Source organism: uncultured Tateyamaria sp., assembly GCF_947503415.1.
In the GTDB taxonomy this organism is placed as follows: domain Bacteria; phylum Pseudomonadota; class Alphaproteobacteria; order Rhodobacterales; family Rhodobacteraceae; genus Tateyamaria.
Genome location: NZ_CANNDS010000002.1, coordinates 511,171 through 537,041 on the forward strand (window position 1 = coordinate 511,171; position 25,871 = coordinate 537,041).

The following is a 25,871-nucleotide window of genomic DNA, read 5'->3' on the forward strand; positions in this document are numbered from 1 at the left end:
TGCCAAATAAACTTCGGGGAGCGCGAGGGGCTGGCCCCTCGTTCCCGCCCTCTCAACCGGACAGACCATGGACCTTTACGACGCAACCGTACCGCCCTTGAAGCGTCTCACCGATGCAGTGCAACGCCTGCTGTCCTGCCTTGATGCGCCCGCGCAGCTTGAGGCGCGGCTGGCACCGGATGGCTTCACCGCGGCTGAACATTTCTGTGTCGCCCTTGGATACGTCGCCCGCACCGTCATGCCCCTGACGGGGGACGAGGTGCCCGAGATGCCGATGGATACCGACCCCGGCGCCATCCTGGCGCTGGCGCAGGACATGCGCTTTGTGCTCGACCAACTGGACAGGGCCGCGCTGGAAGGGGCAGAAGCACGCCACATCACCCATGTCGCCGGCGAAGCGGAATTGACCCAATCGGGCCGCGATTATGCCCTGCTTTACGCATTGCCCAACGCCCAGTTTCACCTGACGCTTGCCTATGCCACCGTGCGGATGGCCGGGGCGCAGGTCGGCAAGGGTGATCTGGACGGGTTTCACGTCTACGCCCCCGGCACATCGCTGGTGTCGGACACACCGCTGAATTGAAGTCGAAAGGAATAACGCAATGACCAAACGCCCTGTTTGCCTGATCACGGGGGCCTCTGCCGGGATCGGTGCGGCCTGCGCCCGCCTCGGGGCCGCGGAGTATGATTTTGTGCTGGGGTACCGGACCGATCTGGAAGGGGCCAACGCCGTCAAGGCCGCGGTCGAGGCAGAGGGCGCAACAGCCATCACCGTTCAGGGCGACGTGGCGGACCCCACTGACATCGCCTCTATCTTTCAGGCCGTTGATGACAGCTTTGGTCGTCTCGACGTGCTTATAAACAACGCGGGCATCGTGGATCAGTCGGCAACCCTGACGCAAATGGACCACGATCGTCTGACCCGGATGATGAACGTCAATGTCATCGGCGCAATGCTGGTCGCCAAAGAGGCAGTGCTGCGCATGCAGGCACAGGGCGACGGCGGGGCCATCATCAACGTCTCTTCGGCCGCCGCACGGCTGGGATCAGCCAACCAGTATATTGACTATGCCGCCTCAAAGGCTGCCATCGACACCTTCACCAAGGGGCTGTCGGACGAGGTGGCCCCCGACGGCATCCGCGTGATGTCGGTGCGCCCCGGGCTGATCGACACGGAAATCCATGCCAAGGGCGGCCAACCCGGGCGCGCCCAGAAACTGGCCCACATGGTGCCGATGCGCCGCGAAGGCTCGGCCGAAGAAGTGGCCAAGGCGATCTTGTGGCTTGCCTCGGACGACGCCAGCTATGTCACCGGCTCCGCGCTTGATGTGACCGGCGGGCGATGACGCCATACCGTTACGAGACGACCGGTCGGAACCGGCGCACGCTTGTGGCGTTGGGGCTGGTGTGGGGCGTGATCTTTTTGGCAATTGCCCTGCTTGATGCGTCTGTGATCCTGATGGCGCTGATTGCGTTGTGTACCGCACCCGCCCTGTATGACCTGATTTCGGGACGCAGATCTGGGCTGGTTTTGGGATCGGACGGGCTCAGTTGGTTCGCGGGTCGCCGGACCGGAGAGATTGCGTGGAACAAGATCGATCACATCCGCCTCGACACACGCCTCGACTTTTCGGTGCGGGCAAGTGCGGTGCTGGTGTCGGGTCGCAAGGTCCGGATCCCGCTGGAGGCGACCCCGCCCTCCGAAGGCTTCGAAACGACGCTGACAGATCGGGGGATCACCGTGCGGCGGCATCACTTCTCATTGCTGGGATGACACGGCTGGGCACCCTGATCCTGTGCCTGTGGATGGCCGCCTGTGCAGCACCACATATGGCAGACCCCTCCGATCCCCTACTGTTCGATATGGGGGCGATGGCACGGGCTGACCGCGTGGTTGTTGGCATCCCCGGGGTGATGACGTCGATAAACGTGCTCCAGCCCATCGGCGCGTTCGAAACCCCGGACCGCGCGATTGCCTATTTCAGGCTTCCCGGGTTCGACGGGCGCCCCTCCGAAGAGAGTATTGTCATAGATCGCGCGGCCCAACGCATCGTCGATCTGGTACGCACCTACGACCTGGATCGGATCGACCTCATCGGGCACTCCACCGGCGCGGTGATCGCACTGGAAGCGGCCAAGGACCTGCGCACAGAGCTGCCCCATGTCGATGTGCACGTCTTTGGCATCGCCACCGCCCTGCCAGCACCGCAACCCCTGTTGGCCGGGGTGCGCGGCGCCATGGGAACGGTCGCAGCTGCCGCCCGCACCGGCAGTTTGAACCCACGCACGGTGTGGCTGGAATATTACCGCCGCCTTGCCTTCGGAGCAGATGTCGAAACGACCCCCGCCAGCGCAAACGCAGCTGATGCTCTGGTCGAAGCCAATTCCGACCGGATCACACTGCCCAAGGACGGGCTGTACCGCCGTCACACGCGCGATCTGCGGCGATGGAGAAACCCGAACCCCGAGACGCTCAAGGGCACTGAGATCACGTTTTTCCACGGTGCGGTCGACCCCGTTTTCCCGCCGCGCCCGACGCGGCGGTTTGTCGAAACCCTGCCGGATGCCGAATTGAACTTCATCGCAGGCAACGGACACCTGCTGCTTCTGACCTACCCGCAAGTCTGGGACCGGATTGGTGCATCGCTCCTGTCCTCTTCTTCTGACTAGAAATACCACGGAGCGCGAGGCAGAGCCTCGCCTGATCGCAGCACCCGGAGGGGGCTGCAAAACGTGATGTGCGCCCGCAAGGGCGCTCCGTTCAATCGATGATGGTCGGCACGGCCGGACGGGACACTGGGCGCACTGAATCCAGAGGTGCGCAATATCGCTGACGTCGCAGCCATCCTGCCATATCCGCCCGCTTGGACTTGGAGCGCAGCGGCCCCCAGTCCGCCGCGACCCCCTTGCCGCCCCGGCCATAGATCACACCGTCGCGTGGCACGGTCACAGCCATGATGCGCACCGCACAGCTGAGGTTCGCCGCCCCGTTCTTGAGCGCGGCGCCCGTGCCGACGTTGCAGCCATACCCCCGTGCCGTCGCGGGCAAGATCTGCAAAAGCCCGTACCATTTGCCTCCTCCGCCCACCGCGCGGGGCTTGTAGGTGCTTTCGTGCTTGGCCAGCGCCGACAGGAACCCGAGCCAGAAGGCACGCCGGTCGGCGTCATTTGCGCTTGGGTAACGCGGGCACCAGTCGGTAACATCCGCTGGCACCAGATCGACCAACGGTGCGCCATGCGCTTTCAGCGCAGAAAGAGTAGAGCGATTCCACAGCATATGGTCTGGCTGATGCGTCCAGCGTGTGCTTGGTACATCACTCGTGCGGGCCGGAGGGCGAAGCCCGTTAAATGGATCAATCGGGCGAAGCCCGTTGAATGGATCACCCGGGCGAAGCCCGTTAGATGGGTCGGTTGCGCGAAGCGCGTTGGATGTGTCCTTCGCGAGACGTCCGTCGTCGGAGCCATCAAGCCCGCTCTGACCGTATTCATCGCCCTCACGGACATCGCTGGCAAGTTGATCCACTGCGGCATCCCCAACGGGCACGATGCCTTGTGCTGCCGACGGCACTGGAACCGCCATCGCAAGGAAAAGACAAAGACTGTAGCACAGGCGGAACATGACGCTCAGTATGTTGATCCGCGCCCCGACCTGTCCACCCGGCGTTTCGAGAAAAAGCGACTTGTCGCCCGTGCTTCGGCAACAATCTGCACGCATCGAGAGCATTGTTAAAACTATGAATAGAATTTCTCTAAAATGATCTCGGACATGGCCTGAACATGTCTTGGGCCTGCCCCTTTTAGGTCCCAATTACAGGCCATTTTCGCAGCTGTAACGAGTGATGGAATAGGTAACGATGGCATTTGCAGAACGCCTCATGGCGCCCTTGGCGCAGCTCCGTGACAAGATCACGGGACCGCAATTGTCTTTGGCCCAGGATGGCGTTCTGCAGACCCATGAACCGGCTGCTCCGCGCGCACGCGACACGACACCTGTGTCAACGGATGCAGGTGTCGGCGACCTCTCGATCCCCTGCCCCGATCCAACCGCAGAAGAGCGCGCGCGTGATATTCACCAGGCCCGAGGGCTGAAACTGGCCCGGCTGGACGACTGGACCCGCCTGAGCGCCGAGATCACGCGCACCGGAAAAGCCCGACAAAAAACGCTTGGCGGCACACCCGTTGCGGACCTGCTGGCGTTCGGTGCCCGCTCCGACGTGGTGAGTGCTGCGGAACACGCCCTTATCTCGGGCCGCCCGGATCCAAAGGCACCGCTGATGGCAGGTATCGAAGCCTTGGAACGCGTGCTGGCTGATCATCCCGACAACCCGGTCATCGCAACCATCGTGGCGCAGACCCATATGGACTTGGGCTGGGCCTGGCGAGGAACGGGATGGGATGTCGAAGTTCCCTTGCGCAACCGCGAGGCCTTTTCCGCGCACTTTGATCGCGCGGGCGACATCCTGATGGAATTTGACCCCAAGGACGAGGATTCCCCCCTTCTGGCCGCTGCCCACTGCGCGCTGATCACCGGTCGTGGCGGTTCGGTCCGCGAGGTGGTCTCACGCTATGACATGTGGATGGAGCTTGATCCAAAGAATGCCCGCGCTTTTCGCGCCATGGGCACCCATTTGCTGCCGCGCTGGCATGGGTCTTACGAGCGGCTGGAGCTTGAGGCGCGCCGTGCTGCTGGCCGGACCTATGATCTGTGGGGCTCAGGTGCGTATGCCTGGGTCATGTTCGATGCCATTGCGCAGGACAGCGAAGCCTGCGCCCGTCTGGATCTCGATTTCTTCCTCGATGGGCTGACCGACATCCTCAAGCGCGCGTCGGACCAGCACACGGTGAACCTGCTCGCGGCCTATTGTGCCAACACGATGGGTGCCACGCCAACAGGACACGACGAAACCGACTATATCCGCATCCAGATCGCCGCCGCCGCCGACGAGATTGTGCGCGAATACCTGACCGAATTGCACCCGATGCTGTGGGCCCATCCCGCGCGCGGTTTTGACAACGGTTTACGTGTGCGCTGCGCCGACAAATTCGCGGCGTCCGGCCATGCTGATGCGGTGCGCTATCTCAGCCAGCTTTTCCGTCGCGAACTGGCTGCTGGCAAAAGCGTGGTGTTTACCGATGACGGACCAGAGCTTCAGTCTGGCTGAACCCGCCGCGCCGCCCCGGCCAGAAGTGCCCGGGAATAGACCTTGTGTGCAGTGAGCAGGCTGTGAAAGACCGGCCCAAGCGTCAGCTTGCCCGACTTGGTGCGCTGCGGCACGACAACAGACCCAAAGCGCAACGCATCCGGCGTGGTCATCAGCCATGACATCGTCCGCCCCGACCGGTCCGCCATCAGCAACTCTGTGCCCGTTCGGTTTGCCACGTCCCAGACGGCGAACCTGTCAGCCGTGCCCTTGGCAAGCGCCATCACGTCGTCGTCCGACGAGGGCTGCTTGGCCGCGATGCGCAGGACCAACCGTTCTGCTTTGAACAGCGGCTGGGTGTAAAATGCGCGGATGAAGGCCCGCAAGGACACGGGCTGCGCCACCGGCGTCTCAAAGCAATCGGTATAGTGCGCCTCTTTCGTCGCGAAGGGCGCAATCAATGTGCCGTCGGGCAGCGGAATTTCGTCGATCTTCATCGCTGTAGTTTGCACGGCAACCCGCAGTCGCAAAGACGCCGCATCGTCGCGCCCTCTTGCAGCACGTGCGGTGCCGCATTACACCGCCAAAAAGCCCCTTGATCCTGATCGGTGACACTATGCTTGACCTGACCTACGACCTGCCCAAACCCAAAGTCATCTCCGGTGCCAAGCACGATTGGGAGCTGGTGATCGGGATGGAGGTGCACGCGCAGGTGTCATCCAACGCCAAGCTGTTTTCGGGTGCCTCGACCACCTTCGGGGCCGAGCCCAATTCCAACGTGGCCTTTGTGGACGCGGCCATGCCCGGCATGCTGCCCGTCATCAACGAATATTGCGTGGAGCAGGCCGTGCGCACCGGGCTGGGCCTGAAGGCCGAGATCAACCTGATGTCAGCCTTTGACCGCAAGAACTATTTCTACCCTGACCTGCCGCAGGGCTACCAGATTTCGCAGCTGTATCATCCCATTGTGGGCGAAGGTGAGGTGCTGGTGGAACTGGGCGACGGCACCGCCCGCATGGTGCGCATCGAACGTATCCACATGGAACAGGACGCGGGCAAGTCGATCCACGACATGGACCCGAACATGTCCTTTGTGGATCTCAACCGCACGGGCGTCTGCCTGATGGAGATTGTCAGCCGCCCCGACATTCGCGGGCCGGAAGAGGCTGCCGCCTATATCGTGAAGCTGCGCCAGATCATGCGGTATTTGGGAACCTGCGACGGCAACATGCAGAACGGCAACCTGCGCGCGGATGTGAACGTATCGATCTGTCGGCCCGGTCAGTATGAAAAGTATCAGGAAACTCAGGATTTTTCCCATCTGGGCACGCGGTGCGAGATCAAGAACATGAATTCCATGCGCTTTATCCAGCAGGCCATTGATGTTGAGGCCCGCCGTCAGATCGCGATTGTCGAGGCCGGTGGGTCCGTCGATCAGGAGACGCGTCTTTACGATCCCGACAAGCAGGAAACCCGGTCGATGCGGTCCAAGGAAGAGGCGCATGACTACCGTTACTTCCCCGATCCCGACCTGCTGCCGTTGGAGATTGAGCAAGCGTGGGTAGATGATATCGCCGCCTCTTTGCCCGAGTTGCCCGATGCCAAGAAAACCCGCTTTATGGGCGACTTTGGTTTGACCGACTATGATGCGTCCGTTTTGACGGCGGATGTGGACACGGCGGCCTATTTCGAAGCTGTGGCCGAGGGCCGCGACGGCAAGCAGGCGGCGAACTGGACGATCAACGAGCTCTTTGGCCGTCTGAAGCGCGATGATGACAAGGGCATCACCGACAGCCCCGTGTCGCCCGCGCAATTGGGCGGCATCATTGATCTGATCGGCAAGGGCGACATCTCGGGCAAGATCGGCAAGGACCTGTTCGAGATTATCTATACCGAAGGTGGCGATCCGGCTGAGGTGGTCGAGGCCCGCGGCATGAAGCAGGTGACGGACACCGGCGCCATCGAGGCCGCTGTGGACGAAGTGATTGCCGCCAACCCCGCGCAGGTCGAGAAGGCCAAGGCGAACCCAAAGCTGGCGGGCTGGTTTGTGGGTCAGGTAATGAAGGCGACGGGTGGGAAAGCCAATCCGAAGGCTGTGAATGAGATCGTTGCCGGGAAACTCGGGCTTTAGCCCCGTTTCACAGCAACGATCCGTGCGCGGCAGCGTATCCCGCACGGGATGCGCGAGAGCGGCACTCGGTCAAAGTTCTCGCGCCATGGCGGTGGGCAGGATGCCCACCCTACACCAGCACCTTTGAATAGTGCATCATACCCGCGCCGCAGAGTGCGCTCTCAACCGTGACCCAGACATCACGATCCGCGTCTGAGCGTGCGATATCCGCAATTGAGCGCTTGCCGTCCACCCGTGCGATCAATTCTGCCGCCCGCGCCGGAATGTCGAAGCTGAACGCCTCACCCGCCGTATCAATCGTAACCCCTTTGCCCTTCGCCACATGGGCGGCCAGCACGCTGGCCTCAACATCGCGCAGATGCGGGATTGCCTCTGGATCATTGTAAGGTGGCGCAATCACCTGTCCCTTGGGTCGGGCATAGGCGATGTGGGTCTTGAAGGTCCCGCGCAGGTCTTCGGCCAGTTGCATTTGCTGCACAGGGTCCAAGTCTGGCGTGGCCCCAAGCAATGGCACGGGATCGTAGAGCATGGGCTCAGGCGCGCCCGCATAATCCAGACCTGCCATGTTCAGCGCGCCCACCAATTCGGTGATGGTGAAGGGCCTGTCCTGACTGTGCAGAAGCAAATCATAGAACCCGGCATCCCCGTTCTTGTGATCCACGACACGCGTGTTGCGCTTGAACGGGTGCGCGTCTGGCAAGCGGTCGAATATGCGCTTTGCGGCTTTGAGCTGTTTTTCGGGTGGCAGGTCTTTGAGCGCTGCGTTGAAGGCGTCCTGCAGCGGGTAGACCCCTGCCCGCCCGTGCGGAGCGTAGACCATCAACCCCATGCCACCATCCGGTTTCAGAGCTGCCGACAAGGCATCGAACCCCGCCTGCGGGTCCGGCAGATGGTGCAGCACACCGCAGCAGTCGATGTAATCAAACGGGCCATACTCCCCCGCATCCAGCAGCGACCCGGTGATAAAGGTGATGCCTTGCAGTTTGCGCACCTCTGCCCGCTTTTCCGCAATCCGGCGCGACGCTTGGGACAGGTCCAGATAAGTGATGTCGTAAGGCCGCCCGGCATCCGTCAGCTTTTGCGCCAATTGGATCAGCGCGTCGCCGGTACCGCCACCCGCAACCAGCGCCTTGAGCGGTTGCGACCAATTGCGCGCGCCGCCCCACAGCCAATGGTCCATTTCGACCGGCAGCGACGGGGAGCCGGTGATCAGGCGCTTGCGCTCGTCCGTCGGTTTGCGTTCGGGATAGGGAAACGCCTCGTACTGGGCGCGGACGGTGTCGGTCATTGGGTATCCGGTCTTGGGCGTTTTCAGCTTTACCACCCCTGCCGGTCCATGCAATCCGAAGAGCGTATCAACGGAGATCCCATGCAAGCGCCATTTCAGTCAACCGTGATAACGGTCAAGCCAGAGTGGATCGACTTCAACGGCCATCTGAACATGGCCTACTATGGTGTCCTGTTCGACATGGGCGCGGATCAGATGTTCGATCATTTCGGCTTTGGCCCTGACTATCAGGCGCGTACGGGCAACACGACATATGCGGCCGAGTTCCATGTCCGATACCTGCGCGAGTTGCATGTGGAGGATCCGGTGGTCGTGACCTACCACTTGATTGATTACGACGCCAAGCGCCTGCATTCATTCCAGGAATTGCGCCATGCCGATGGCTGGCTTGCTGCCACGGGCGAGACGATGACGCTGCATGTGGATCAATCGGGACCGCGCGTGGCACCTATGCCCGACGATGTGCAGAGCCGCGTGGCCGCGATTGGGCAGGCACACGCCGTGTTGCCGCGGCCTGATGGTGTAAATGCCAGCATTGGCATTCGTCGCTGAGCCATGGGCTTTCCACTTGTGGCCCTGCCGGATATATCCGCGCGCAGCAGGATAAAGGGACGCCACATGGGCAGCTGGGAATACAAGGTCGTGCCGGCCCCCACCAAGGGGCAGAAGGGCAAAGGTATCAAGGGGCCAGAGGCGCGCTTTGCCTTTGCACTTGAGGCATTGATGAACGACATGGGCGCCGAGGGCTGGGAATTTCAGCGGGCCGAGACGTTGCCATCCATCGAGCGGTCTGGCCTGACGGGCAGCACGACAGAGTGGCGCAATGTGATGGTCTTTCGCCGTGCCGTCAGCGCACCCATGGATGATTTCGAACCGGAGTTATTGCCGCCACCGGCCGAAACGCCGGACGCGATTGCGCCTGAGGCCGCTGAACCGGTGAACAACGCCGCGGAAGTCACTGAAACAGATGCCGAATTTGTTCCCGGTGAAGGGGCCACACATATGGCGCGGGACAACGGCGTCGAAGAGACAAGCCCCGTGTCCGGCATGACAACATCGCTCAAGAACCTCGCCTCGCAACGCGGTGCATCAGAGCCGAAGGACTAACACGCGGCTCAGACGTCCAGATCGAGGGCAAGGGCGTGGATGCGCCCGATCAGTTCTGCGCCCAAGGCTGCATGCACGGCGCGGTGACGTGCAACCCGGTTTTTCCCTTCGAAATCAGCACTGCGCAGCATGACATTAAAGTGGCTTTGACCTGCTGCAGGCGCACCCGCATGACCTGCATGGCTGGCACTGTCATCTACCACCACGATGTCGCGCGTGGCAAAGGCTGCGCGCAGTTTGTCCTCGATTTCCTGCCGTACGGTCAATTTGCCTGACATTTTTTTCGTCCACCCCCTTCAATCTCTGTCGCCAGACTCTAAACTTGTGGGCCTGAGTCGGAAAGGACCCCTTCCATGCCCAAACCTGATCCTTTTGGTTTTGATATGTCCGTGTCTTCTGCAAAGAAGAAAAATCCGCGCGGGCGTCGGGGCATGTCAGGTGCATCCGAGACGTCCACGCGGGTGTGTGATCACGAGGGCTGCGAAGAGGCCGGCAAGTTCCGCGCGCCCAAGGCACCCGACGTGCTCGATGACTTTTTCTGGTTCTGCCAGCAGCACGTGCGCGAGTATAACACCAAGTGGAATTTCTTTGACGGCACGACCGAGGCCGAGATCAACGCGCAGCAGTCCAAGGACAAGGTGTGGGAGCGTCAGACCAAGCCCATGGGCGACCCCGAGGCCCGCGCGTGGGCGCGGCTGGGCATCGAAGACCCCCATCAGGTGCTGGGCAAGAACGCGACCCAGAACCCCGGCCGCGGCGGCACCGTGTCCGCGCGTCGCCTGCCCCCGACCGAAAAGCGCGCCATCGACATTTTGGAGGCCAAGCCGGATGCCACAAAGGCCGAGGTGCGCAAGGCCTACAAGGCGCTGATCAAGGTGCTCCACCCCGACATGAACGGCGGGGACCGGAGCCAGGAGGAGCAGCTGCAAGAGGTTGTCTGGGCCTGGGACCAGATCAAGGACAGCCGTAATTTCAAGTAGATAGAGACCGCTCACGTCGAAGGATGATGTGAATACACGTCGCCGACAACACCCAGATCGTCGCGACGTAGGGGCTGTTTGCGATGCCGTCCCCGATCGCCAACAGACCCAGCGGCGCGGCACTTTCGACAGCCGTAAACAGCATCTCAGTGGCGCTGACGTGCGTGGCCGCATCAACCAACCCGAACGGGATTGCCGCCAGAACGGCCCCCAGCAAGGTGGCAACGGGCCAGGCTAAGGCGCTGATCATCACGCCGATCCAGCCACTGCGCCCCAGCGCTTTTGCCAGAACAACACCCGCGCATGCACCACCAAAGGCTGCCGCAAGCGTCAGAAATGGCAAAGGCGGCAGGAACCGCGCCAAATCGCCGCCCCACAGGCTCATCGCTTGTGCGGTTGCGCCCCCGGCCAAGCCGGTCAAAAGCGCGCTTTGGGTGGTCAGGGATTGGGATTTCAGATGTGTCACGTTCACGTCTCCTTGATTGGTGATGACATTGTGACGGCGCGATGTGCAGATGTGCCCGGGCCAATTGTGCAGGTGGTGTGCAAATTCCGCCCGTCCATCCGCCCTTCCCCTTGCCCTTTTCCGCTATATGTTGCACCACGATCAGCGCGCCCATTCGGGGCGCGTTTTCTATGCTGAAGGACAATTCGAGATGGCGGACGGCGCGATGGACATCAATGCAAAACCAACCGAGGAAATCTCGGTCCGCGAAGTGTTCGGCATCGACACGGACATGGTGGTCAAAGGCTTTGCTGACCGGTCTGACCGCGTGCCCGATCTGGACAGCACCTACAAGTTTGATCCCGACACGACGCTGGCGATTTTGGCGGGCTTTTCCCACAACCGCCGCGTGATGATCCAAGGGTACCACGGGACAGGCAAGTCAACCCACATCGAACAGGTGGCGTCGCGTCTGAGCTGGCCCACGGTGCGTGTGAACCTCGACAGCCACATCTCGCGCATCGACCTGATCGGCAAGGATGCCATTAAGTTGAAAGACGGCAAGCAAGTCACTGATTTTCAAGAAGGTATCTTGCCTTGGGCCCTGCGCACGCCGACCGCCATCGTGTTCGACGAATACGATGCGGGCCGTGCAGACGTGATGTTCGTCATCCAGCGCGTGCTGGAAGTGGACGGCAAACTGACGCTTCTGGACCAGAACAAGGTGATCGAGCCGCACCCCTATTTCCGCATCTTTGCGACGGCCAACACGGTTGGTCTGGGCGATACGACGGGTCTTTATCACGGGACCCAGCAGATCAACCAAGGCCAGATGGACCGCTGGTCGCTGGTGGCGACTCTGAACTACCTGTCGATTGACGCAGAGACGGCCATCGTTCTGTCGAAGAACCCCCACTACAACACCGCCGAGGGCCGCAAAAAGGTCAAGCAGATGGTGACTGTGGCGGACCTGACGCGCACGGCGTTCATGAATGGCGATCTGTCGACCGTGATGTCGCCGCGCACGGTGATCGCGTGGGCGCAGAATGCCGAGATTTTCCGCAACGTAGGCTATGCGTTCCGCCTGTCCTTCCTGAACAAATGTGACGAGCTGGAGCGGCAGACGGTCGCCGAGTTCTACCAGCGTTTGTTTGACGAGGAACTGCCGGAAAGCGCGGCAAGCGTGAGCTTGGGGTAAGCCGAAGGAGGCACGATGCATATCGGCCTGATTGGCGGCATTGGTCCGGCAGCGACCATTTCGTATTACCAGCGCCTGAGTGCTGCGATGCGTTCTGAGGGTCATCCGCTTGAGCTGACCATCGTCAACGCCGACGTGGACACGCTGTTGGCCAATAACACCGCAGGCGACAAGCGTGCGCAGGCGCAGGTCTATGCGGGCTTGATCGACCGTCTCAAGGCAGCGGGCGCTGACTGCGCTGCTATCACCTCGCTGGGTGGACATTTCTGCTTTGAGGAGACGGTTCCATTGTCTTCTTTGCCTCTTGTGAGTGCAGTCGCTCCGCTCGACGCCTTCTTTGTGGCGAAGGGATACGGGACGGTCGGTCTGCTGGGCACTGGCGTGGTGATGCGTACGCAGCTTTATGGACAGCTTGAGCGGACGCGCGCTGTTGAGCCGGACGACATCGAAGGTGTTGGCAAGGCCTACACCGACATGGCCATCGTCGGCGCTTGCACTGATACGCAACGGGCGTTCTTTGTCGAAGAAGGGCGCAAATTGATTAGGGACCAGGGGGCGCAGGCCATTGTTCTGGCAGGCACCGATCAAAACCTTGCCTTCGATGGGCGCGACGTAGGCTATGAAGTCATCGACGCGCTTGATATCCATGTGGACGTTCTGGTTGCCCTGGCGACCGGGCGCGCCACCCTGACTGACCATTCCGTAGGCGGTTCTGCATGAGCACTCAAAACGACAACCCTGCCGATCCGTTCAAGAAGGCGCTCGCCGAGGCCACCAAGGTCATGGCGAATGACCCTGAATTGAACGTCTCCTACTCGGTAGATCCGGCGGGTGTGTCGGGCGATTCCATGCGCCTGCCGCAGGTGTCCCGCCGCATGACGCGAGAGGAAGTGCTGCTGGCCCGCGGGACAGCCGATGCGCTGGCGCTGCACCGTCGCTATCACAATGGGCAGACCCATGCGCGGTACTCGCCACAGGGCGAGATGGCGCGGGATCTCTACGAAGCGATGGAGACGGCGCGCTGCGAGGCGATGGGCGCACGCGACATGCCGGGCACCGCTGGCAATATCGACGCCAAGATCGCGAATGACGCGGTGCGCAAGGGATATGATCAGTGCAAGCAGGCCTCGGACGTGCCCTTGGCCGCCGCTGCGGGCTATTTGGTGCGCCATCTGGCGACCGGGCGTGACCTGCCCAAGGGGGCCGAGAACGCGATGGAGTTGTGGCGCGGATTTATCGAGGATCAGGCCGGGGGCACGCTAGAGAACCTCGACAACATTCTGGAGGATCAGGCTGCGTTTGCGAAGTTCGCGCGGCAGGTGATCAGCGATCTGGGCTATGGCGATCAGCTGGGGGATGACCCCGATCAGCTGGACGAAGACATGGAAGACGAGGCCGAGGACGGCCAGGAAGAGGATCAGGAGCCCGACAGCACGGGCCAGGATGATCAGGACGAGGAAAACGCCGAAGGAACGCCGGAATCGTCGCAGGACGAGACGCAGGATGCGTCAGAGGCACAGGTCTCCATGGACGACATGGCCGATCAGGAGATGGGCGAAGAGGCGGAGATGCCCGAGGGTGAAGCCCCGCTGGAACCCCCTGCCCCGCAGCCCGTGTCAGAGGCTGATCCGGACTACAAAGTGTATCTGGACACCCATGACGAGGAAATCGGGGCCGAGGATCTGGCCGAGCCGATCGAGTTGGAACGCTTGCGCGCATATTTGGATCAGCAGTTGGAACCGTTGAAGGGCGCCGTATCGCGTCTGGCCAACAAGTTGCAGCGCCGCTTGCAGGCGCAGCAGAACCGATCCTGGGAGTTTGATCTGGAAGAGGGCACGCTGGACGCGGGCCGTCTGGCGCGGATCGTGGCGAACCCGACAACGCCCCTGTCCTTCAAGGTCGAGAAGGACACCGAGTTCCGCGATACATGCGTGACCTTGCTGCTCGATAACTCCGGGTCCATGCGCGGGCGGCCTATCTCCATCGCCGCCATTTGTGCCGACGTTCTGGCCCGCACGCTGGAGCGGTGCAATGTGAAGGTCGAAATTCTTGGCTTCACCACCCGCGCGTGGAAAGGCGGTCTGGCCCGTGAGGCGTGGCTGAACGAGGGTCGCCCCAGCCAGCCCGGCCGTCTGAACGATCTGCGCCACATCGTCTACAAGTCGGCAGATGCGCCATGGCGCCGGACGCGTCCCAATCTTGGGCTGATGATGAAAGAGGGTCTGTTGAAGGAAAACATCGACGGGGAGGCGCTGGAATGGGCGCATCGCCGGATGATGAGCCGCCCCGAGGCGCGCAAGATCCTGATGGTGATTTCCGATGGCGCACCTGTGGATGACAGCACGCTGTCGGTGAACCCGGCCAATTACCTTGAGAAACACCTGCGCGATGTGATCGCCATGGTGGAACGGAAAAAGGCCGTTGAACTGCTGGCCATCGGGATCGGCCATGATGTGACCCGCTACTATGACCGCGCTGTGACCATCACGGATGTAGAGCAGTTGGCGGGGGCGATGACCGAACAGCTGGCGGCTCTTTTTGACAGTGATCCCCGGGCGCGGGCGCGTGTCATGGGGATGCGACGCGCGGGTTGAGATCGGCCCTTCGGGGAGAGTTTATTTGGCAAGATGAAGGTGGATCATGTTCCAGAGTTTTGAGGTCACTGCACGCCCGGAACAAGGTCCACCACGGTTGGCTGCTTTGCGTGTTGAATTGAACCGCGAGGGGCTCGACGGGTTTCTGGTGCCGCGGGCGGATGCGCATCAGGGCGAGTATGTCTCGGCCCGCGATGAGCGGCTGGCTTGGTTGACCGGGTTTACCGGGTCCGCCGGGTTCTGCGCCGTGCTGCGCGATGTGGCGGGTGTGTTTATTGATGGGCGGTATCGCACACAGGTGAAGGCGCAGGTGGCGGACGTCTATTCGCCCGTGCCGTGGCCTGAAACGTCGCTTGCCGATTGGTTGAAAGAGCAACTGCCGGAGGGCGGCAAGGTTGGCTTCGATCCTTGGCTGCACACGCCGGGGCAGATTTCGCAAACCGAAGACAGCTTGACCGGCAGCGGTGTCGAGTTGGTGCAATGTGCCAACCTCGTGGACCGGATCTGGGACGACCAGCCGGGGCCAGCCGCCGAGCCTGCCAAGGTGCATCCCATTGAGTTCGCTGGCGAAAGCCATGACGCCAAGCGCGCGTGTTTGGCAGAGGCGCTGACCAAAGCGGGTGCAAAGTCAGCGATGATCACCCTGCCCGACTCGCTGTGCTGGCTGTTGAACATCAGGGGCTCTGACATTCCCCGCAATCCGATTGCGCAAGGCTTTGCCGTGCTGCACGCCTCTGGCACTGTTGATCTGTTCATGGACCCGGCAAAGCTGGACGAGGTGCGCGACCACCTTGGGGCCGACGTGACCTGCCATGCGCCCGACGCCTTTCTGGGTAGGTTGAAAGGGCTGGACGGTCCCGTCTGCCTCGACAAATCCTCCGTCCCCGTGATCGTTGCGGACACTATCGGGGACCGGGTGCAATGGGGCGATGATCCCTGTGCGCTGCCCAAGGCCTGCAAGAACGAGGCCGAGATTGCGGGCAGTGCGGAGGCGCATTTGCGCGACGGGGCCGCGGTGGTTGAATTGCTGGCGTGGCTCGATGCCCAAGCGCCCGGCAGCGTACGAGAAACGCAGGTGGTGACACAACTCGAGACCTACCGCCGCCGCGACAATGCCCTGCAGGATATCAGCTTTGAGACCATTGCCGGTACCGGTCCCAACGGTGCCATCATGCACTACCGCGTGACCGAAGAGACGGACAGCACGCTTGAGGACGGGCATCTGATCGTGCTCGACAGCGGCGGGCAATATCTGGACGGTACCACCGACATCACCCGCACCATTCCCATCGGAACACCGCCCGAGGAGGCACGCGCCGCCTTTACCCGCGTGCTGATGGGCATGATCGGCATGTCGCGCCTGATCTGGCCCAAAGGGCTGGCGGGCCGCGATATCGAGGCCATCGGACGCGCGCCGCTGTGGTATGCGCATCAGGACTTTGACCACGGGCTGGGCCACGGCGTTGGCGCTTACCTGTCGGTACATGAGGGGCCGCAACGGCTCAGCCGGATCAGCACCGTGCCCTTCCTGCCCGGCATGATCCTGTCGAACGAGCCGGGGTATTACCGCGAGGGTGGGTTCGGTATCCGGATCGAGAACCTGATTGTCGTGGAACAGGCCGAGTGCCCGCCCGGCGGTGACGCCCATCGCGAGATGCTGTCCTGGCGCACTTTGACCTTTGCGCCCATCGACCGGCGGCTGATTGTGGTGGACATGCTGGATGCGCCCTCGCGCGCATGGCTCAATGCCTATCACGCCGAAACGATTGAGAAAATTGGGCCGCGTGTGTCGGACGAGGCAAGGGCCTGGCTGGCGCAGGCCTGTGCGCCGCTCTGACACTGGCACCACCCTCACCGATCTGGTACACCGACGCTTCATCACTGAAGACAGACGCAAGACAGGAGGCTCAGCCATGGCTGATCACATCACGATCCGCAAAGCACCCGGCACATGGACCGTGCGCGCAGGTGGGGCCGTTCTGGGCGAAAGCAGCAACGCGCTTGAACTGAGCGAAGGCGATTATCCCTTTGTGATCTATTTCCCGCGCGAAGATATCGCGACCGCCTTCCTCGACCGGACGGACAAGACCACGCATTGCCCGCACAAGGGTGACGCCAACTACTATTCCGTGGTGACAAAATCGCAGACCCTGACCAATGCCGTCTGGACCTACGAGTCGCCCAAGGATGGTGTGGCACGGATCAAGGACCACCTCGCATTCTACGTCGGTGACGGGATCGCGGTCGAACAGATCTAACTGTGCTCTTCGGCTGCAGTGGCGGCCAGTGCGCGGTTGTAGGCCTTCAACGCATCAACATGAAACAGCGCGCCCTGTAACTCGGGTGCTGCGTTTTCGCCTGTCAGTGTGACCACCGGAATAAACCGGACCATGGTGCGGTCGAACACGGGCATTGCGGTTTCAAGGGTTGCCTTCTCGTCCACATAGATGCCATCCGCGATCATCTCCCAACACTCGTCTTCGTCCGCGGCCCTAGGATCATCGGGTTTGCGCATCACCGTTCCCACGCGGAACATGGCCAGCAGGTAGGCCTGCGGCCCCGCAGCAAGATGCACACCGCGCCGTTCGAGCTGCGTCAGGAAAAAGGACCGGTCGACAAGGCGCGATGACAAGGCGGTGGACATGGACACGGCCACCATGACGGCCAGACCCGTCTGCCAGTCGCCCGTGAGTTCAAAGACAATGAGCGTGGTCGAAATGGGCGCGCCCAACACGGCGGCGGCCACGGCCCCCATGCCTGCCAGCGCATAGAGCGTGACCGAACCGGACACATCCGGAAACAGCCCCGTTGCTACAAGGCCAAAGCCAAGCCCCGTCAGCGCTCCGATCATAAGTGACGGCGAAAACACCCCGCCCCCCATCCGTCCGGCCATGGTGATGGCCACAGCAGCGGTTTTCAGGATCACAAAGACCATCACCTCGTTCAGGGCCAGTTGTCCGGTCAGTGCCAGCGACGTCGTTTCGTACCCGACGCCGATGATATGAGGATAGAAAATCGCCATGCCGCCCAACAGCGCCCCCGCCACAGCGGGGCGCAGCCAGCGTGGCATCCCCGTGCGCCGTTGAAAGGACGAGCCGATGTCGTCTGTCCAGAAGATCGCGCGCATCAGCACCACGGACACAAGACCGCACATCAGCCCAAGCAGCAGGAAGGCCGGCAGTTCCTGGTAGAACACCAATTCGTTGGTATCGGGCACCATGAATTCGGTGACGTCCCCGAACTGCAATCGGTTGATGACGGTGCCTGCGACAGACGCAATCACGATGGGCGCAAAGGCGTGCACTGCGAAATGGCGCAGGACCACTTCGAGCGCAAAGAGCGCGCCCGCAATGGGCGCATTGAAGCTGGCCGACACGGCAGCGGCCACCGCACAGCCCAGCAGATCACGCCCCGTAACCCCATCGGCCTTGATGAACCGGCACACCTTGGTCGAGATGACGGCCGCGATGTGGACCACCGGCCCCTCTCTCCCCGTTGAGCCGCCTGTGGACAGGGTGATGAAGCTGGCAAAGGCCGAGGCGACCCCCGCCTTGGTGCCCACGCGTCCATCGCGCAAGGCGGCCCCTTCGATCACGTCGGCCACACTGCGCGCCACGCCATCCTTGGTGAAGTTGTGCAGGATCAGGCCCGTGCACAAGCCGCCGACAATGGGGATGACAAGGATGTAGTACCACGGCAGGGACGACGCGAAGCTGTGCAGGTGTTGCACATCATCAGTGCCATAGAGCCAGGCCTGCAACGCCTCGATCCCCTTGCGAAAGAACAAGGCCGCCACGCCCGCCGCAATCCCGATGGCCAGAGCGATGAACCAGAACTGAAGCTGGTTCGGCCCCCGGTGCCGCAGCACGTGCCAGCCGTCCTTGCACGCGGTGACCGCGAGGTCGAGTTGCTTGGAAAGGATGGGTCGTTGCGGGGCAGACATGCGGAACAGTCGCAAATTACAGGGTATTTCCCAGCATTATGTCACTTGCTGCGCCTGCGAAAGCCCCCGTGATGTCACAGGGACGCAAGTGTGGCCCTAACCGCCCAGAAGGGCACGGGCCGCGCCGCGTGCCTCGTCCGTGATGGTGTCACCCGCCAGCATGCGCGCAATCTCGTCCACGCGGTCAGGGGCCGCGAGCGGCACCACCTGCGACGTGGTCATCCCCTTGGCCACCTGTTTTTCCACCCGCCAATGATGCGCGCCAAGGGCTGCGACCTGCGGTGAATGAGTGACCACCAGAACCTGCCCGTTCTCGGCAATCTGACTGAGCCTGCGCCCCACCGCATCTGCCGTGGCACCGCCCACACCGCGGTCAATCTCGTCAAAGATCATGGTCAGGCCCGTCTGTTCGCGGGTCAGGCAGACCTTCAACGCCAACAAAAAGCGGCTGAGTTCACCGCCCGATGCGATCTTGTTCAGTGGCCCTGCCGGTGCGCCCGGGTTGGTGGCGACGGTAAAGGCCACCGCATCACGCCCATCCGGGCCGGGATCGTCGTCGGTGATCTGGGTCTCAAATACCGCCCGCTCCATCTTGAGCGGGGCAAGCTCGGCCATTACGGCCTTGTCCAGCGCCTTGGCAGACTTGCGCCGCGCAGCGCCCAGCTTTTCGGCGGCGGTGTCATAGGCCGCTTCGGCCTCGGCCACAGCAGCACGCAAGCGACCCAGATCAGCATCACCCGCATCCAGCGCCGACAGTTTCGTGCGCAGACCTTCGGCAAAATCGGCAAGCTCGTCCGGTGCCACACTGTGCTTGCGGGCCAGTCCGCGAATGGCAAAAAGCCGTTCCTCGGTGTCTTCCAGCTCCGTCGGATCAAAGGTCAGATGCTCAAGCGCCGACACGATGCCATCGGTCGCCTCGTCCAGTTCCACCATGGCACGCGCCAACGCGGCCAGCGGCGCATCAAGCTGGCCTTCGGCGCTTTCGGCCACCCCATCCAGCCAACGGATCGCATCGCCCATGGCCCCTTCGGCGCCATTGTGACCCAGGATCTGATGGGCGCGCTGCACATCCTCGCGAATGCGCTCCGCCCCTTGCATCAACCGACGTTTTGTATCGAGCGCAGCTTCCTCGCCCGGCTTCGGATCAAGCGTATCAAGCTCTGCCACCGCATGGCGCAGGAACTCCTCTTCGTCCCGGATTGCGGCCATTGCGGCTTCGGCCTCTCCTTGAGCCTTGCGGGCCTGTCCCATGGCCCGCCACGCCTTGCGGGTCTTGTCCCGCGCGCCGTCCAGAACGGCAAACTCATCCAGAATGGCACGGTGCCCGCGCGGGTTCAAAAGGCCGCGATCATCATGCTGCCCATGCAATTCGATCAACGTTTCGGACAGGGCACGCAGTACCTCGCCCGAACAGCGTCGATCATTGACCCATGCCGTCTTGCGGCCGTCCGCGGCGTTGACACGGCGCAGGATCAACTCGTCATCCACCGGCAGCCCCGCCTCTTCCATGACAGCGCGGGCGGGGTGGTCATCGGTCAGGTCAAACCACGCCGTCACCTCACCCTGTGCGGCCCCCTGGCGAACCAGATCAGCACGCCCACGCCAGCCCAGCACAAAGCCAAGGCTGTCCAGCAGAATGGATTTTCCCGCGCCCGTCTCGCCGGTCAACACGTTCAGACCCGGCTGGAACTGCAATTCCAGCCGATCGATGATCAGCATGTCGGAAATGTCCAACCCACGCAGCATCAGTGGCCCCTTGAACGGTGCGGCGTGCCCGCCCGAGCGGTTACAGCCACCGGCCCTTGATCATCTGACGATAGACCTGGCTCAGCCAGTTGTTGCCACGCGGACGCGCATCAAGGCCTGCGCCGGTCAACAGGGCGAAACTGTCCTGATACCATTCGGTCGACTGGTAGTTGTAACCCAGGATCGCACCTGCGGTCTGTGCCTCGTCGGTCAGGCCAAGTGACAGATACGCCTCTACCAGACGATGCAACGCCTCGGGCGTATGGCTGGTGGTCTGGAAATCCTCAACCACAACGCGGAAGCGATTGATCGCAGCCGAGAAGTTGTCGCGACGCAGGTAATAGCGCCCGATCTCCATCTCCTTGCCCGCAAGGTGGTCAAAGGCGAGGTCGAATTTCAGGATCGCCGATTTGGCGTATTCACTGTCGGGATAGCGTTCGATCACTTCGCGCAGGGACTGGAGCGCTTGAAATGTCAGCCCCTGATCCCGCCCCACTTCGTCAATCTGATCATAATAGCTGAGCGCCAGCAGGTACTGCGCATAGGCCGCATCATCGTCATCCGGATAGAAATCGATAAAGCGCTGCGCCGCGGACCGGCTGTTGGGATAATCCTTGTCGCGGTGATGCGCAAAGGCTTGCATGATCAGGGCACGACGCGCGAAATCGGAATACGGATAAAGACGTTCGATTTCCGAGAAGTAGAATGCCGCTTCGGGCAGATCGCCCTGCTCAAGCTCGAACTCACCGCGTTCGAAGATCTGTTCGGCGCTGAAGTTCTCCAGCGGCACTTCCTGACGATTGAAGAAGCTGCCCGTGGTCGGACGCCCGTTGCCGTTGCTGCAAGCCGCTACCAGCGCCGTGACTGTCACGATCGCCGCAAGTCGCGCGATGGATTTTCCGCGGATCATCCCTTGCCACCCCCAAGATGCTTTGGCACCGCCCATTCCGGGCTGTTTGCCTGTCTCTAGCATAAAGCTTTGGTAGGATGAAATGACGATTTCACGTGTGAGCCGGTCGGATCAGGCGACTTCAGGAATTTCATCCCACACAAGGCCAGACCCCGGCAGGCGTGCCGTCATTTCCGGATCACACGTCACCATGCGCACCGCATCCGGTGTCGCGAAAAGTTCGCGCAACAATTGGTTGGTCAGGGTGTGCCCTGCCCGTGTCCCCGAGTAATGCCCGATCAACGGTGCCCCGGCCAAGGCCAAATCACCCAGCGCGTCCAGCATTTTGTGGCGCACAGGCTCGTCCGAATGGCGCAGACCGCCCGGGCTCGACACACGGTCGCCATCGAATACGACAGCATTCACACCGGGCGCGCCGCCAAGGGCCAGCCCGTTGGCTTGCATGTTCTTCACGTCATCCTGACGGCAGAAGGTGCGGCTGTCGCTCAGTTCGCGGGCAAAGCTGCCATTTGACATGTTCAGCGACTTCGCCTGACGGCCAATGGCCTGATCGGCAAAGTCGATCTGGAAATCAATGCGCATCACCTCGGATGGCGAGATTGTCGCCGTCGCATCGCCTTGGGTCACGGTCACGGACTTGAGCACTTCGAACGCGCGCACACGTGCCGGAAGGCGGCGCAATCCGCGCTGCATGATGCCACGCACGAACGGCAAGGCCGACCCGTCAACAATCGGCACTTCGGGGCCGTCGATTTCGATCAATGCGTTGTGCACGCCGCAGCCTGCGATGGCCGCCATGATATGTTCCACGGTGCTGACGGACACGCCTGCGTCGTTCACCAATGTCGTGCAAAGCGGCGACTGACGGACCACGTCATAGCGGGCCGGGATCAGGGCATCGCGGTCCGTGATGTCGGTGCGGCGGAACCAGATACCGTGCTCGGCCATCGCTGGACGAATGGTCAAACGCGCAGGCTTACCGGAATGCAGTCCGCATCCGGTAAATACGACAGCGCTTTTGACAGTTGTTTGCACGGGCCTCACCCAGTTCTATTTCGTTGGACTGAGAGCTAAGCGGATGCGGCCAAACACTCAACTCACTCTTTGCAACGGTCTGAAACATGGGTGTAACAGGTGCGCGGCAATGCGCGCACAACCAGCCAAGCATTTGAAATAATGACGTAAAAAGGGCCGCGAAATCGCGACCCTTGGCTTAGTTTGTGACCGGAATTTAGTTCGCCTGACGGCGCAGGAAGGCTGGAATTTCAATCCGCTCCTGATCTGGGTCCACCGCTTCGGTGGGCCGTGGGGCCGGTGCGGGCGCTGGTGCGGCGGCACGCGCCTGTACCGGTGGCTGCTGGCGCGCGGGGCGTTCAGCGGGTTGGCCACCCTCGGTTGTACCCGTCATGCGGTTGATCAAGGAGTTGATGCCAAAGCGCGGCTTGTCCGCTGCTGTATGCGCTTCGGGCGCAGGCTGCTGCGGCGCTGCGGAGGGTGCCGCCTTTTGCGTTGCGGCACGCAGGCGCGCCAATGCTTCGGGGGATGGCGTGCCCGGTGCCGGGGCACGGGGGGCTACAAACTCTTCCGCCGGGGGCATGTCGGTGTCCTGCGTCGGTTCAAACGCCGCGACCTGCGGCTGATAGGCCGGGGGCGGCAGGTCGTCAGTCGCGGCGACGGGCGCTTCTTCTGCAAAGATATCTTCGGCCATGTCCTGTGCTGCGGCCTGCTGCACATCCAGACCCTGGAACAGCGACGGCTCTTCGGCAGCGGCTGCGACGGGGGCCGGAACCGCTTCGGGCACGGGCTGTTGGGCGGCGACCGGAGCTTGCGCCGGTTCTTCCACTGCAACTGTCTGCGTCAAGGGCGCGGCCATCGAACGGCGCGGCACGGGAATGTCGCTTTGCACGTCGGTCGCATCGATGCCTGTGGCGACCACGCTCACGCGCATCATGCCCTGCATCTCGGTATCCAGCGTCGACCCCACGATGATGTTGGCGTCCGGATCCACTTCCTCGCGGATGCGGTTGGCGGCTTCGTCCAGTTCGAACAGGGTCAGGTCGTGCGCGCCAGTGATGTTGATCAGCACGCCTTTCGCCCCGCGGAGCGAGATTTCGTCCAGCAGCGGGTTCGCGATGGCCTTTTCGGCGGCCTGAATGGCGCGATCGTCGCCGTCCGCCTCGCCCGTTCCCATCATGGCCTTGCCCATCTCGTCCATCACGGCACGGACGTCCGCAAAGTCGAGGTTGATCAGTCCCGGACGGACCATCAGGTCGGTCACACCTTTGACGCCCTGATACAGGACATCGTCGGCCATGCTGAACGCCTCGGTAAAGGTCGTCTTTTCATTGGCCAGACGGAACAGGTTCTGGTTCGGAATGATGATCAGCGTGTCGACCATCTTTTGCAGGCTGTCCACGCCGTCCTCGGCCTGACGCATCCGCTTGGCCCCCTCGAACTGGAAGGGCTTGGTCACAACGCCGACGGTCAGAACACCCAGCTCGCGGGCGGCTTGGGCGATGATGGGCGCGGCTCCGGTACCGGTGCCCCCGCCCATCCCGGCGGTGATAAAGCACATGTGCGCGCCCGCCAGATGATCGACGATCTGTTCGATTGATTCTTCGGCCGCGGCGGCACCGACGCTTGCGCGCGCCCCTGCCCCCAGACCTTCGGTCACTTTGATGCCCAACTGGACCCGGTTCGTTGCGGCCGACTGCTGCAGCGCCTGCGCATCGGTGTTGGCCACGACGAAATCAACGCCATCCAGTTGTTTTTCAATCATGTTGTTGACGGCGTTGCCACCTGCGCCACCAACACCAAAGACGGTGATACGCGGTTTCAGCTCGTCATGTCCGGGCATGGAGAGATTGAGGGTCATAGGTCAGGTCCGCCTGTCTGGTTTGCCGCATTCGCGGGTGTTTTTGTGCCTAAATCGCCCCAATCCTAGCGATTCAACGCCCCAACGTCACCTATTAATCGCGATTTTACCGCAAAATATGGGCGATTTCTTGCTGTTTTTTACCGGATGTCCACGCGGACCCCAGATATGGGGATCACCAGTTGTCGCGGAACCATTTGACCGCGCGGCGCAGACTGCGGGCCGGGTAGCGGTCGTGCGGGATGTCAAAGTCCCACCATTCGTCCTGCGGATGCGCTGCAAACAGCGCGAGGCCCACGGCAGAGGCAAAGCCGGGGCCCGTGGCCGCCTGCGGCAAACCATGCACGCGCAAGGGCCGGCCCAGACGCACCTGCTGGCCCAGAATTTTCGACGCCAGCCCATCAAGGCCGGGGATCTGGCTGCCACCGCCGGTCAGCACGATCTGCTGGCTCGGCAGATGGTCAAAGCCTGCCGCATCCAGACGGGCGCGTACTTCTTCCAGAATCTCTTCCACACGCGGGCGCATGATGCCGATCAATTCGGCGCGGCTTGCTGTGCGCCGGTCATGTTCATAATCGCCCGTATCACCGCCAATCTCGATCATCTCGCGATCATCCATGCCCGTGGCATGCACACCGCCATAGAATGTCTTGATCCGCTCGGCATTGGTCATGGGCACCTGCAGGCCCATGGAGATATCGCTGGTGACATGATCGCCGCCCATGCGCACCGCATCGCCATAGATCATGTGCTTCTTGATAAAGATCGACACGCCGGTCGACCCGCCACCCAGATCAATGCAGGCCGCGCCCAGTTCCTGCTCGTCCTCGACCAAAGCGGCAATGCCCGACGCGTAAGACGACGATGCAATGCCCGCCAGTTCCAGATCACAGCGTTTGATGCAGTGGGCCAGGTGTTGCACGGCAGAGGCTTCGACCGTCAGCATGTGCAGATCCACCGCCAATTCATTGCCCAATTGCCCGCGCGGGTCCGACAGGCCCGAGCGGTGATCGAGCGCAAAATTCACAGGCTGCGCATGCAGCACCTCGCGCCCTTCGCCATAATCCGGCACATCGCAACGCGACAACACACGCGCCACGTCCTGCTCGCTGACCATGTCCCCTTCCAGCTCAAGCCGCGCATCAAGGCCGTAGCTGCGTGGCTCGGCCCCCGCAAAACAGGCAATGACATGATCGACGCGGATACCGGCCATCTTTTGCGCGGCCTGAAGGGCGGTGCGAATGGCACGCTCGGTTTCCTGCATTGCACAGATTTCACCGAAACGGACACCGCGCGACCGGGTGGTCGCCGCACCAATGACACGAAACCCCGACTGACCGGCAAGCGAGCCGATCTCGCCCTCCTCGCCCAGTTGCGTCGTGCCGTCAAAGCGCAGCACAAGGCACGCGATCTTGGAACTGCCCACGTCCAGAATGGCCACCACACCCCGCTGCATCGCGATCTTGCGCATGTTCCGCATACTGCGTTGGCTGGCATAAAGGTCGGTCATCAC

Annotated in this window: 25 protein-coding genes; 14 read left to right on the forward strand and 11 right to left on the reverse strand. The window is 62.1% G+C overall.

The features are described 5' to 3' along the window. Window positions 1-67: 67 nt before the first annotated feature. Genes Q1A32_RS13675 through Q1A32_RS13690 form a run of 4 tightly spaced genes read left to right on the forward strand, consistent with a single transcriptional unit; the run spans window position 68 to window position 2,670 of the window. On the forward strand, window positions 68-583 hold the full coding sequence (locus Q1A32_RS13675; RefSeq protein ID WP_299654131.1) for a DUF1993 family protein: 516 nt from the start codon (window positions 68-70) through the stop codon (window positions 581-583). Window positions 584-602: 19 nt separating this feature from the next. Beyond that, a complete protein-coding gene (locus Q1A32_RS13680; protein WP_299654133.1) occupies window positions 603-1,346 on the forward strand; it encodes an SDR family oxidoreductase in 744 nt (247 codons plus the stop codon). Continuing rightward, entirely contained in the window at window positions 1,343-1,774 is a 432-nt protein-coding gene (locus Q1A32_RS13685) for a hypothetical protein (protein ID WP_299654135.1), read from the forward strand. Before Q1A32_RS13680 ends, Q1A32_RS13685 begins: the two co-directional genes overlap by 4 nt. Further along, window positions 1,771-2,670 carry an alpha/beta fold hydrolase gene (locus Q1A32_RS13690; RefSeq protein ID WP_299654137.1) on the forward strand — a complete coding sequence of 300 codons (900 nt, stop codon included), beginning with the start codon at window positions 1,771-1,773 and terminating at the stop codon, window positions 2,668-2,670. Before Q1A32_RS13685 ends, Q1A32_RS13690 begins: the two co-directional genes overlap by 4 nt. A 91-nt stretch (window positions 2,671-2,761) precedes the next feature. Here the strand turns inward: Q1A32_RS13690 and Q1A32_RS13695 are convergent, their stop codons facing one another. Continuing rightward, entirely contained in the window at window positions 2,762-3,715 is a 954-nt protein-coding gene (locus tag Q1A32_RS13695) for a transglycosylase SLT domain-containing protein (RefSeq protein ID WP_299654139.1), read from the reverse strand. A gap of 139 nt (window positions 3,716-3,854) precedes the next feature. Here Q1A32_RS13695 and Q1A32_RS13700 point away from each other — a divergent pair, with 139 nt between their 5' ends. Next, window positions 3,855-5,162 carry a hypothetical protein gene (locus tag Q1A32_RS13700; protein ID WP_299654141.1) on the forward strand — a complete coding sequence of 436 codons (1,308 nt, stop codon included), beginning with the start codon at window positions 3,855-3,857 and terminating at the stop codon, window positions 5,160-5,162. Here the strand turns inward: Q1A32_RS13700 and Q1A32_RS13705 are convergent. Next, on the reverse strand, window positions 5,150-5,653 hold the full coding sequence (locus tag Q1A32_RS13705) for a hypothetical protein (protein WP_299654143.1): 504 nt from the start codon (window positions 5,651-5,653) through the stop codon (window positions 5,150-5,152). The genes Q1A32_RS13700 and Q1A32_RS13705 overlap by 13 nt on opposite strands. A 104-nt stretch (window positions 5,654-5,757) precedes the next feature. On the opposite strand from Q1A32_RS13705, the gene gatB reads away from it, so the two are divergent. Further along, window positions 5,758-7,272, forward strand: coding sequence for an Asp-tRNA(Asn)/Glu-tRNA(Gln) amidotransferase subunit GatB (gene gatB / locus Q1A32_RS13710; protein ID WP_299612002.1), 1,515 nt, complete (start codon window positions 5,758-5,760; stop codon window positions 7,270-7,272). 109 nt (window positions 7,273-7,381) lie between these two features. On the opposite strand, the gene Q1A32_RS13715 is transcribed toward gatB, so the two are convergent. Continuing rightward, window positions 7,382-8,560, reverse strand: coding sequence for a bifunctional 2-polyprenyl-6-hydroxyphenol methylase/3-demethylubiquinol 3-O-methyltransferase UbiG (locus Q1A32_RS13715; RefSeq protein WP_299654146.1), 1,179 nt, complete (start codon window positions 8,558-8,560; stop codon window positions 7,382-7,384). 81 nt (window positions 8,561-8,641) lie between these two features. Here Q1A32_RS13715 and Q1A32_RS13720 point away from each other — a divergent pair, with 81 nt between their 5' ends. Beyond that, a complete protein-coding gene (locus Q1A32_RS13720) occupies window positions 8,642-9,112 on the forward strand; it encodes a thioesterase family protein (protein WP_299654150.1) in 471 nt (156 codons plus the stop codon). 66 nt (window positions 9,113-9,178) lie between these two features. Further along, window positions 9,179-9,667, forward strand: a complete 489-nt coding sequence (locus Q1A32_RS13725; RefSeq protein ID WP_299654153.1) for a DUF4177 domain-containing protein — start codon at window positions 9,179-9,181, stop codon at window positions 9,665-9,667. An 8-nt stretch (window positions 9,668-9,675) separates the two neighbouring features. Here Q1A32_RS13725 and Q1A32_RS13730 read toward each other — a convergent pair whose 3' ends face one another. Beyond that, complete coding sequence (locus Q1A32_RS13730; RefSeq protein ID WP_299655593.1) at window positions 9,676-9,933, reverse strand: BolA family transcriptional regulator; 258 nt, start codon at window positions 9,931-9,933, stop codon at window positions 9,676-9,678. A gap of 87 nt (window positions 9,934-10,020) precedes the next feature. Here Q1A32_RS13730 and Q1A32_RS13735 point away from each other — a divergent pair, with 87 nt between their 5' ends. Then, the gene (locus tag Q1A32_RS13735; protein ID WP_299611996.1) at window positions 10,021-10,647 is read left to right on the forward strand and encodes a J domain-containing protein; all 627 of its coding nucleotides are present in this window, start codon (window positions 10,021-10,023) and stop codon (window positions 10,645-10,647) included. On the opposite strand, the gene Q1A32_RS13740 is transcribed toward Q1A32_RS13735, so the two are convergent. Continuing rightward, a complete protein-coding gene (locus Q1A32_RS13740; protein WP_299654156.1) occupies window positions 10,640-11,113 on the reverse strand; it encodes a hypothetical protein in 474 nt (157 codons plus the stop codon). The genes Q1A32_RS13735 and Q1A32_RS13740 overlap by 8 nt on opposite strands. 190 nt (window positions 11,114-11,303) lie before the next feature. Between Q1A32_RS13740 and cobS the strand changes: the two genes are divergently transcribed. The 5 genes from cobS to Q1A32_RS13765 all read left to right on the forward strand — a co-directional run bounded on the left by cobS (window position 11,304) and on the right by Q1A32_RS13765 (window position 17,142). Continuing rightward, window positions 11,304-12,290, forward strand: coding sequence for a cobaltochelatase subunit CobS (cobS, locus tag Q1A32_RS13745; protein ID WP_299612943.1), 987 nt, complete (start codon window positions 11,304-11,306; stop codon window positions 12,288-12,290). A 15-nt stretch (window positions 12,291-12,305) separates the two neighbouring features. Continuing rightward, complete coding sequence (locus Q1A32_RS13750) at window positions 12,306-13,010, forward strand: aspartate/glutamate racemase family protein (protein WP_299654159.1); 705 nt, start codon at window positions 12,306-12,308, stop codon at window positions 13,008-13,010. After that, window positions 13,007-14,884 (forward strand): cobaltochelatase subunit CobT, encoded by a 1,878-nt coding sequence (gene cobT, locus Q1A32_RS13755; RefSeq protein ID WP_299654161.1) that lies wholly within the window; start codon window positions 13,007-13,009, stop codon window positions 14,882-14,884. Before Q1A32_RS13750 ends, cobT begins: the two co-directional genes overlap by 4 nt. A 46-nt stretch (window positions 14,885-14,930) precedes the next feature. Continuing rightward, a complete protein-coding gene (locus tag Q1A32_RS13760; protein WP_299654164.1) occupies window positions 14,931-16,721 on the forward strand; it encodes an aminopeptidase P family protein in 1,791 nt (596 codons plus the stop codon). 76 nt (window positions 16,722-16,797) lie between these two features. Further along, on the forward strand, window positions 16,798-17,142 hold the full coding sequence (locus Q1A32_RS13765) for a DUF427 domain-containing protein (protein ID WP_299654167.1): 345 nt from the start codon (window positions 16,798-16,800) through the stop codon (window positions 17,140-17,142). Here Q1A32_RS13765 and Q1A32_RS13770 read toward each other — a convergent pair. The 6 genes from Q1A32_RS13770 to ftsA form a co-directional block, all read right to left on the reverse strand. Next, the gene (locus Q1A32_RS13770; RefSeq protein WP_299611988.1) at window positions 17,139-18,827 is read right to left on the reverse strand and encodes a chloride channel protein; all 1,689 of its coding nucleotides are present in this window, start codon (window positions 18,825-18,827) and stop codon (window positions 17,139-17,141) included. The two genes, Q1A32_RS13765 and Q1A32_RS13770, sit on opposite strands and share 4 nt — an antisense overlap. 96 nt (window positions 18,828-18,923) lie before the next feature. Further along, window positions 18,924-20,573 (reverse strand): DNA repair protein RecN, encoded by a 1,650-nt coding sequence (gene recN / locus Q1A32_RS13775; protein WP_299654170.1) that lies wholly within the window; start codon window positions 20,571-20,573, stop codon window positions 18,924-18,926. Window positions 20,574-20,613: 40 nt separating this feature from the next. Further along, on the reverse strand, window positions 20,614-21,483 hold the full coding sequence (locus Q1A32_RS13780) for an outer membrane protein assembly factor BamD (protein ID WP_299654174.1): 870 nt from the start codon (window positions 21,481-21,483) through the stop codon (window positions 20,614-20,616). Between the two features lie 111 nt (window positions 21,484-21,594). Continuing rightward, on the reverse strand, window positions 21,595-22,518 hold the full coding sequence (gene lpxC / locus Q1A32_RS13785) for a UDP-3-O-acyl-N-acetylglucosamine deacetylase (protein ID WP_299611985.1): 924 nt from the start codon (window positions 22,516-22,518) through the stop codon (window positions 21,595-21,597). A 196-nt stretch (window positions 22,519-22,714) separates the two neighbouring features. Continuing rightward, a complete protein-coding gene (ftsZ, locus tag Q1A32_RS13790; RefSeq protein WP_299654177.1) occupies window positions 22,715-24,358 on the reverse strand; it encodes a cell division protein FtsZ in 1,644 nt (547 codons plus the stop codon). A 175-nt stretch (window positions 24,359-24,533) separates the two neighbouring features. Continuing rightward, window positions 24,534-25,868, reverse strand: coding sequence for a cell division protein FtsA (gene ftsA, locus Q1A32_RS13795; RefSeq protein ID WP_299654180.1), 1,335 nt, complete (start codon window positions 25,866-25,868; stop codon window positions 24,534-24,536). Between the last annotated feature and the right edge of the window lie 3 nt (window positions 25,869-25,871).

What these genes read in the sequence shown, in the direction of transcription:
- Q1A32_RS13760 (WP_299654164.1), top strand. Translation starts at nt 14,931, where the DNA reads ATGTTCCAGAGTTTTGAGGTCACTGCACGCCCGGAACAAGGTCCACCA.
- cobS (WP_299612943.1), top strand. Translation starts at nt 11,304, where the DNA reads ATGGCGGACGGCGCGATGGACATCAATGCAAAACCAACCGAGGAAATC.
- Q1A32_RS13725 (WP_299654153.1), top strand. Translation starts at nt 9,179, where the DNA reads ATGGGCAGCTGGGAATACAAGGTCGTGCCGGCCCCCACCAAGGGGCAG.
- Q1A32_RS13680 (WP_299654133.1), top strand. Translation starts at nt 603, where the DNA reads ATGACCAAACGCCCTGTTTGCCTGATCACGGGGGCCTCTGCCGGGATC.
- Q1A32_RS13700 (WP_299654141.1), top strand. Translation starts at nt 3,855, where the DNA reads ATGGCATTTGCAGAACGCCTCATGGCGCCCTTGGCGCAGCTCCGTGAC.
- Q1A32_RS13685 (WP_299654135.1), top strand. Translation starts at nt 1,343, where the DNA reads ATGACGCCATACCGTTACGAGACGACCGGTCGGAACCGGCGCACGCTT.
- ftsZ (WP_299654177.1), bottom strand. Translation starts at nt 24,358, where the DNA reads ATGACCCTCAATCTCTCCATGCCCGGACATGACGAGCTGAAACCGCGT.
- Q1A32_RS13735 (WP_299611996.1), top strand. Translation starts at nt 10,021, where the DNA reads ATGCCCAAACCTGATCCTTTTGGTTTTGATATGTCCGTGTCTTCTGCA.
- Q1A32_RS13770 (WP_299611988.1), bottom strand. Translation starts at nt 18,827, where the DNA reads ATGTCTGCCCCGCAACGACCCATCCTTTCCAAGCAACTCGACCTCGCG.
- cobT (WP_299654161.1), top strand. Translation starts at nt 13,007, where the DNA reads ATGAGCACTCAAAACGACAACCCTGCCGATCCGTTCAAGAAGGCGCTC.
- Q1A32_RS13675 (WP_299654131.1), top strand. Translation starts at nt 68, where the DNA reads ATGGACCTTTACGACGCAACCGTACCGCCCTTGAAGCGTCTCACCGAT.
- Q1A32_RS13695 (WP_299654139.1), bottom strand. Translation starts at nt 3,715, where the DNA reads ATGCGTGCAGATTGTTGCCGAAGCACGGGCGACAAGTCGCTTTTTCTC.
- Q1A32_RS13690 (WP_299654137.1), top strand. Translation starts at nt 1,771, where the DNA reads ATGACACGGCTGGGCACCCTGATCCTGTGCCTGTGGATGGCCGCCTGT.
- Q1A32_RS13750 (WP_299654159.1), top strand. Translation starts at nt 12,306, where the DNA reads ATGCATATCGGCCTGATTGGCGGCATTGGTCCGGCAGCGACCATTTCG.
- Q1A32_RS13765 (WP_299654167.1), top strand. Translation starts at nt 16,798, where the DNA reads ATGGCTGATCACATCACGATCCGCAAAGCACCCGGCACATGGACCGTG.
- gatB (WP_299612002.1), top strand. Translation starts at nt 5,758, where the DNA reads ATGCTTGACCTGACCTACGACCTGCCCAAACCCAAAGTCATCTCCGGT.
- ftsA (WP_299654180.1), bottom strand. Translation starts at nt 25,868, where the DNA reads ATGACCGACCTTTATGCCAGCCAACGCAGTATGCGGAACATGCGCAAG.
- Q1A32_RS13720 (WP_299654150.1), top strand. Translation starts at nt 8,642, where the DNA reads ATGCAAGCGCCATTTCAGTCAACCGTGATAACGGTCAAGCCAGAGTGG.
- recN (WP_299654170.1), bottom strand. Translation starts at nt 20,573, where the DNA reads ATGCTGCGTGGGTTGGACATTTCCGACATGCTGATCATCGATCGGCTG.
- Q1A32_RS13715 (WP_299654146.1), bottom strand. Translation starts at nt 8,560, where the DNA reads ATGACCGACACCGTCCGCGCCCAGTACGAGGCGTTTCCCTATCCCGAA.
- Q1A32_RS13780 (WP_299654174.1), bottom strand. Translation starts at nt 21,483, where the DNA reads ATGATCCGCGGAAAATCCATCGCGCGACTTGCGGCGATCGTGACAGTC.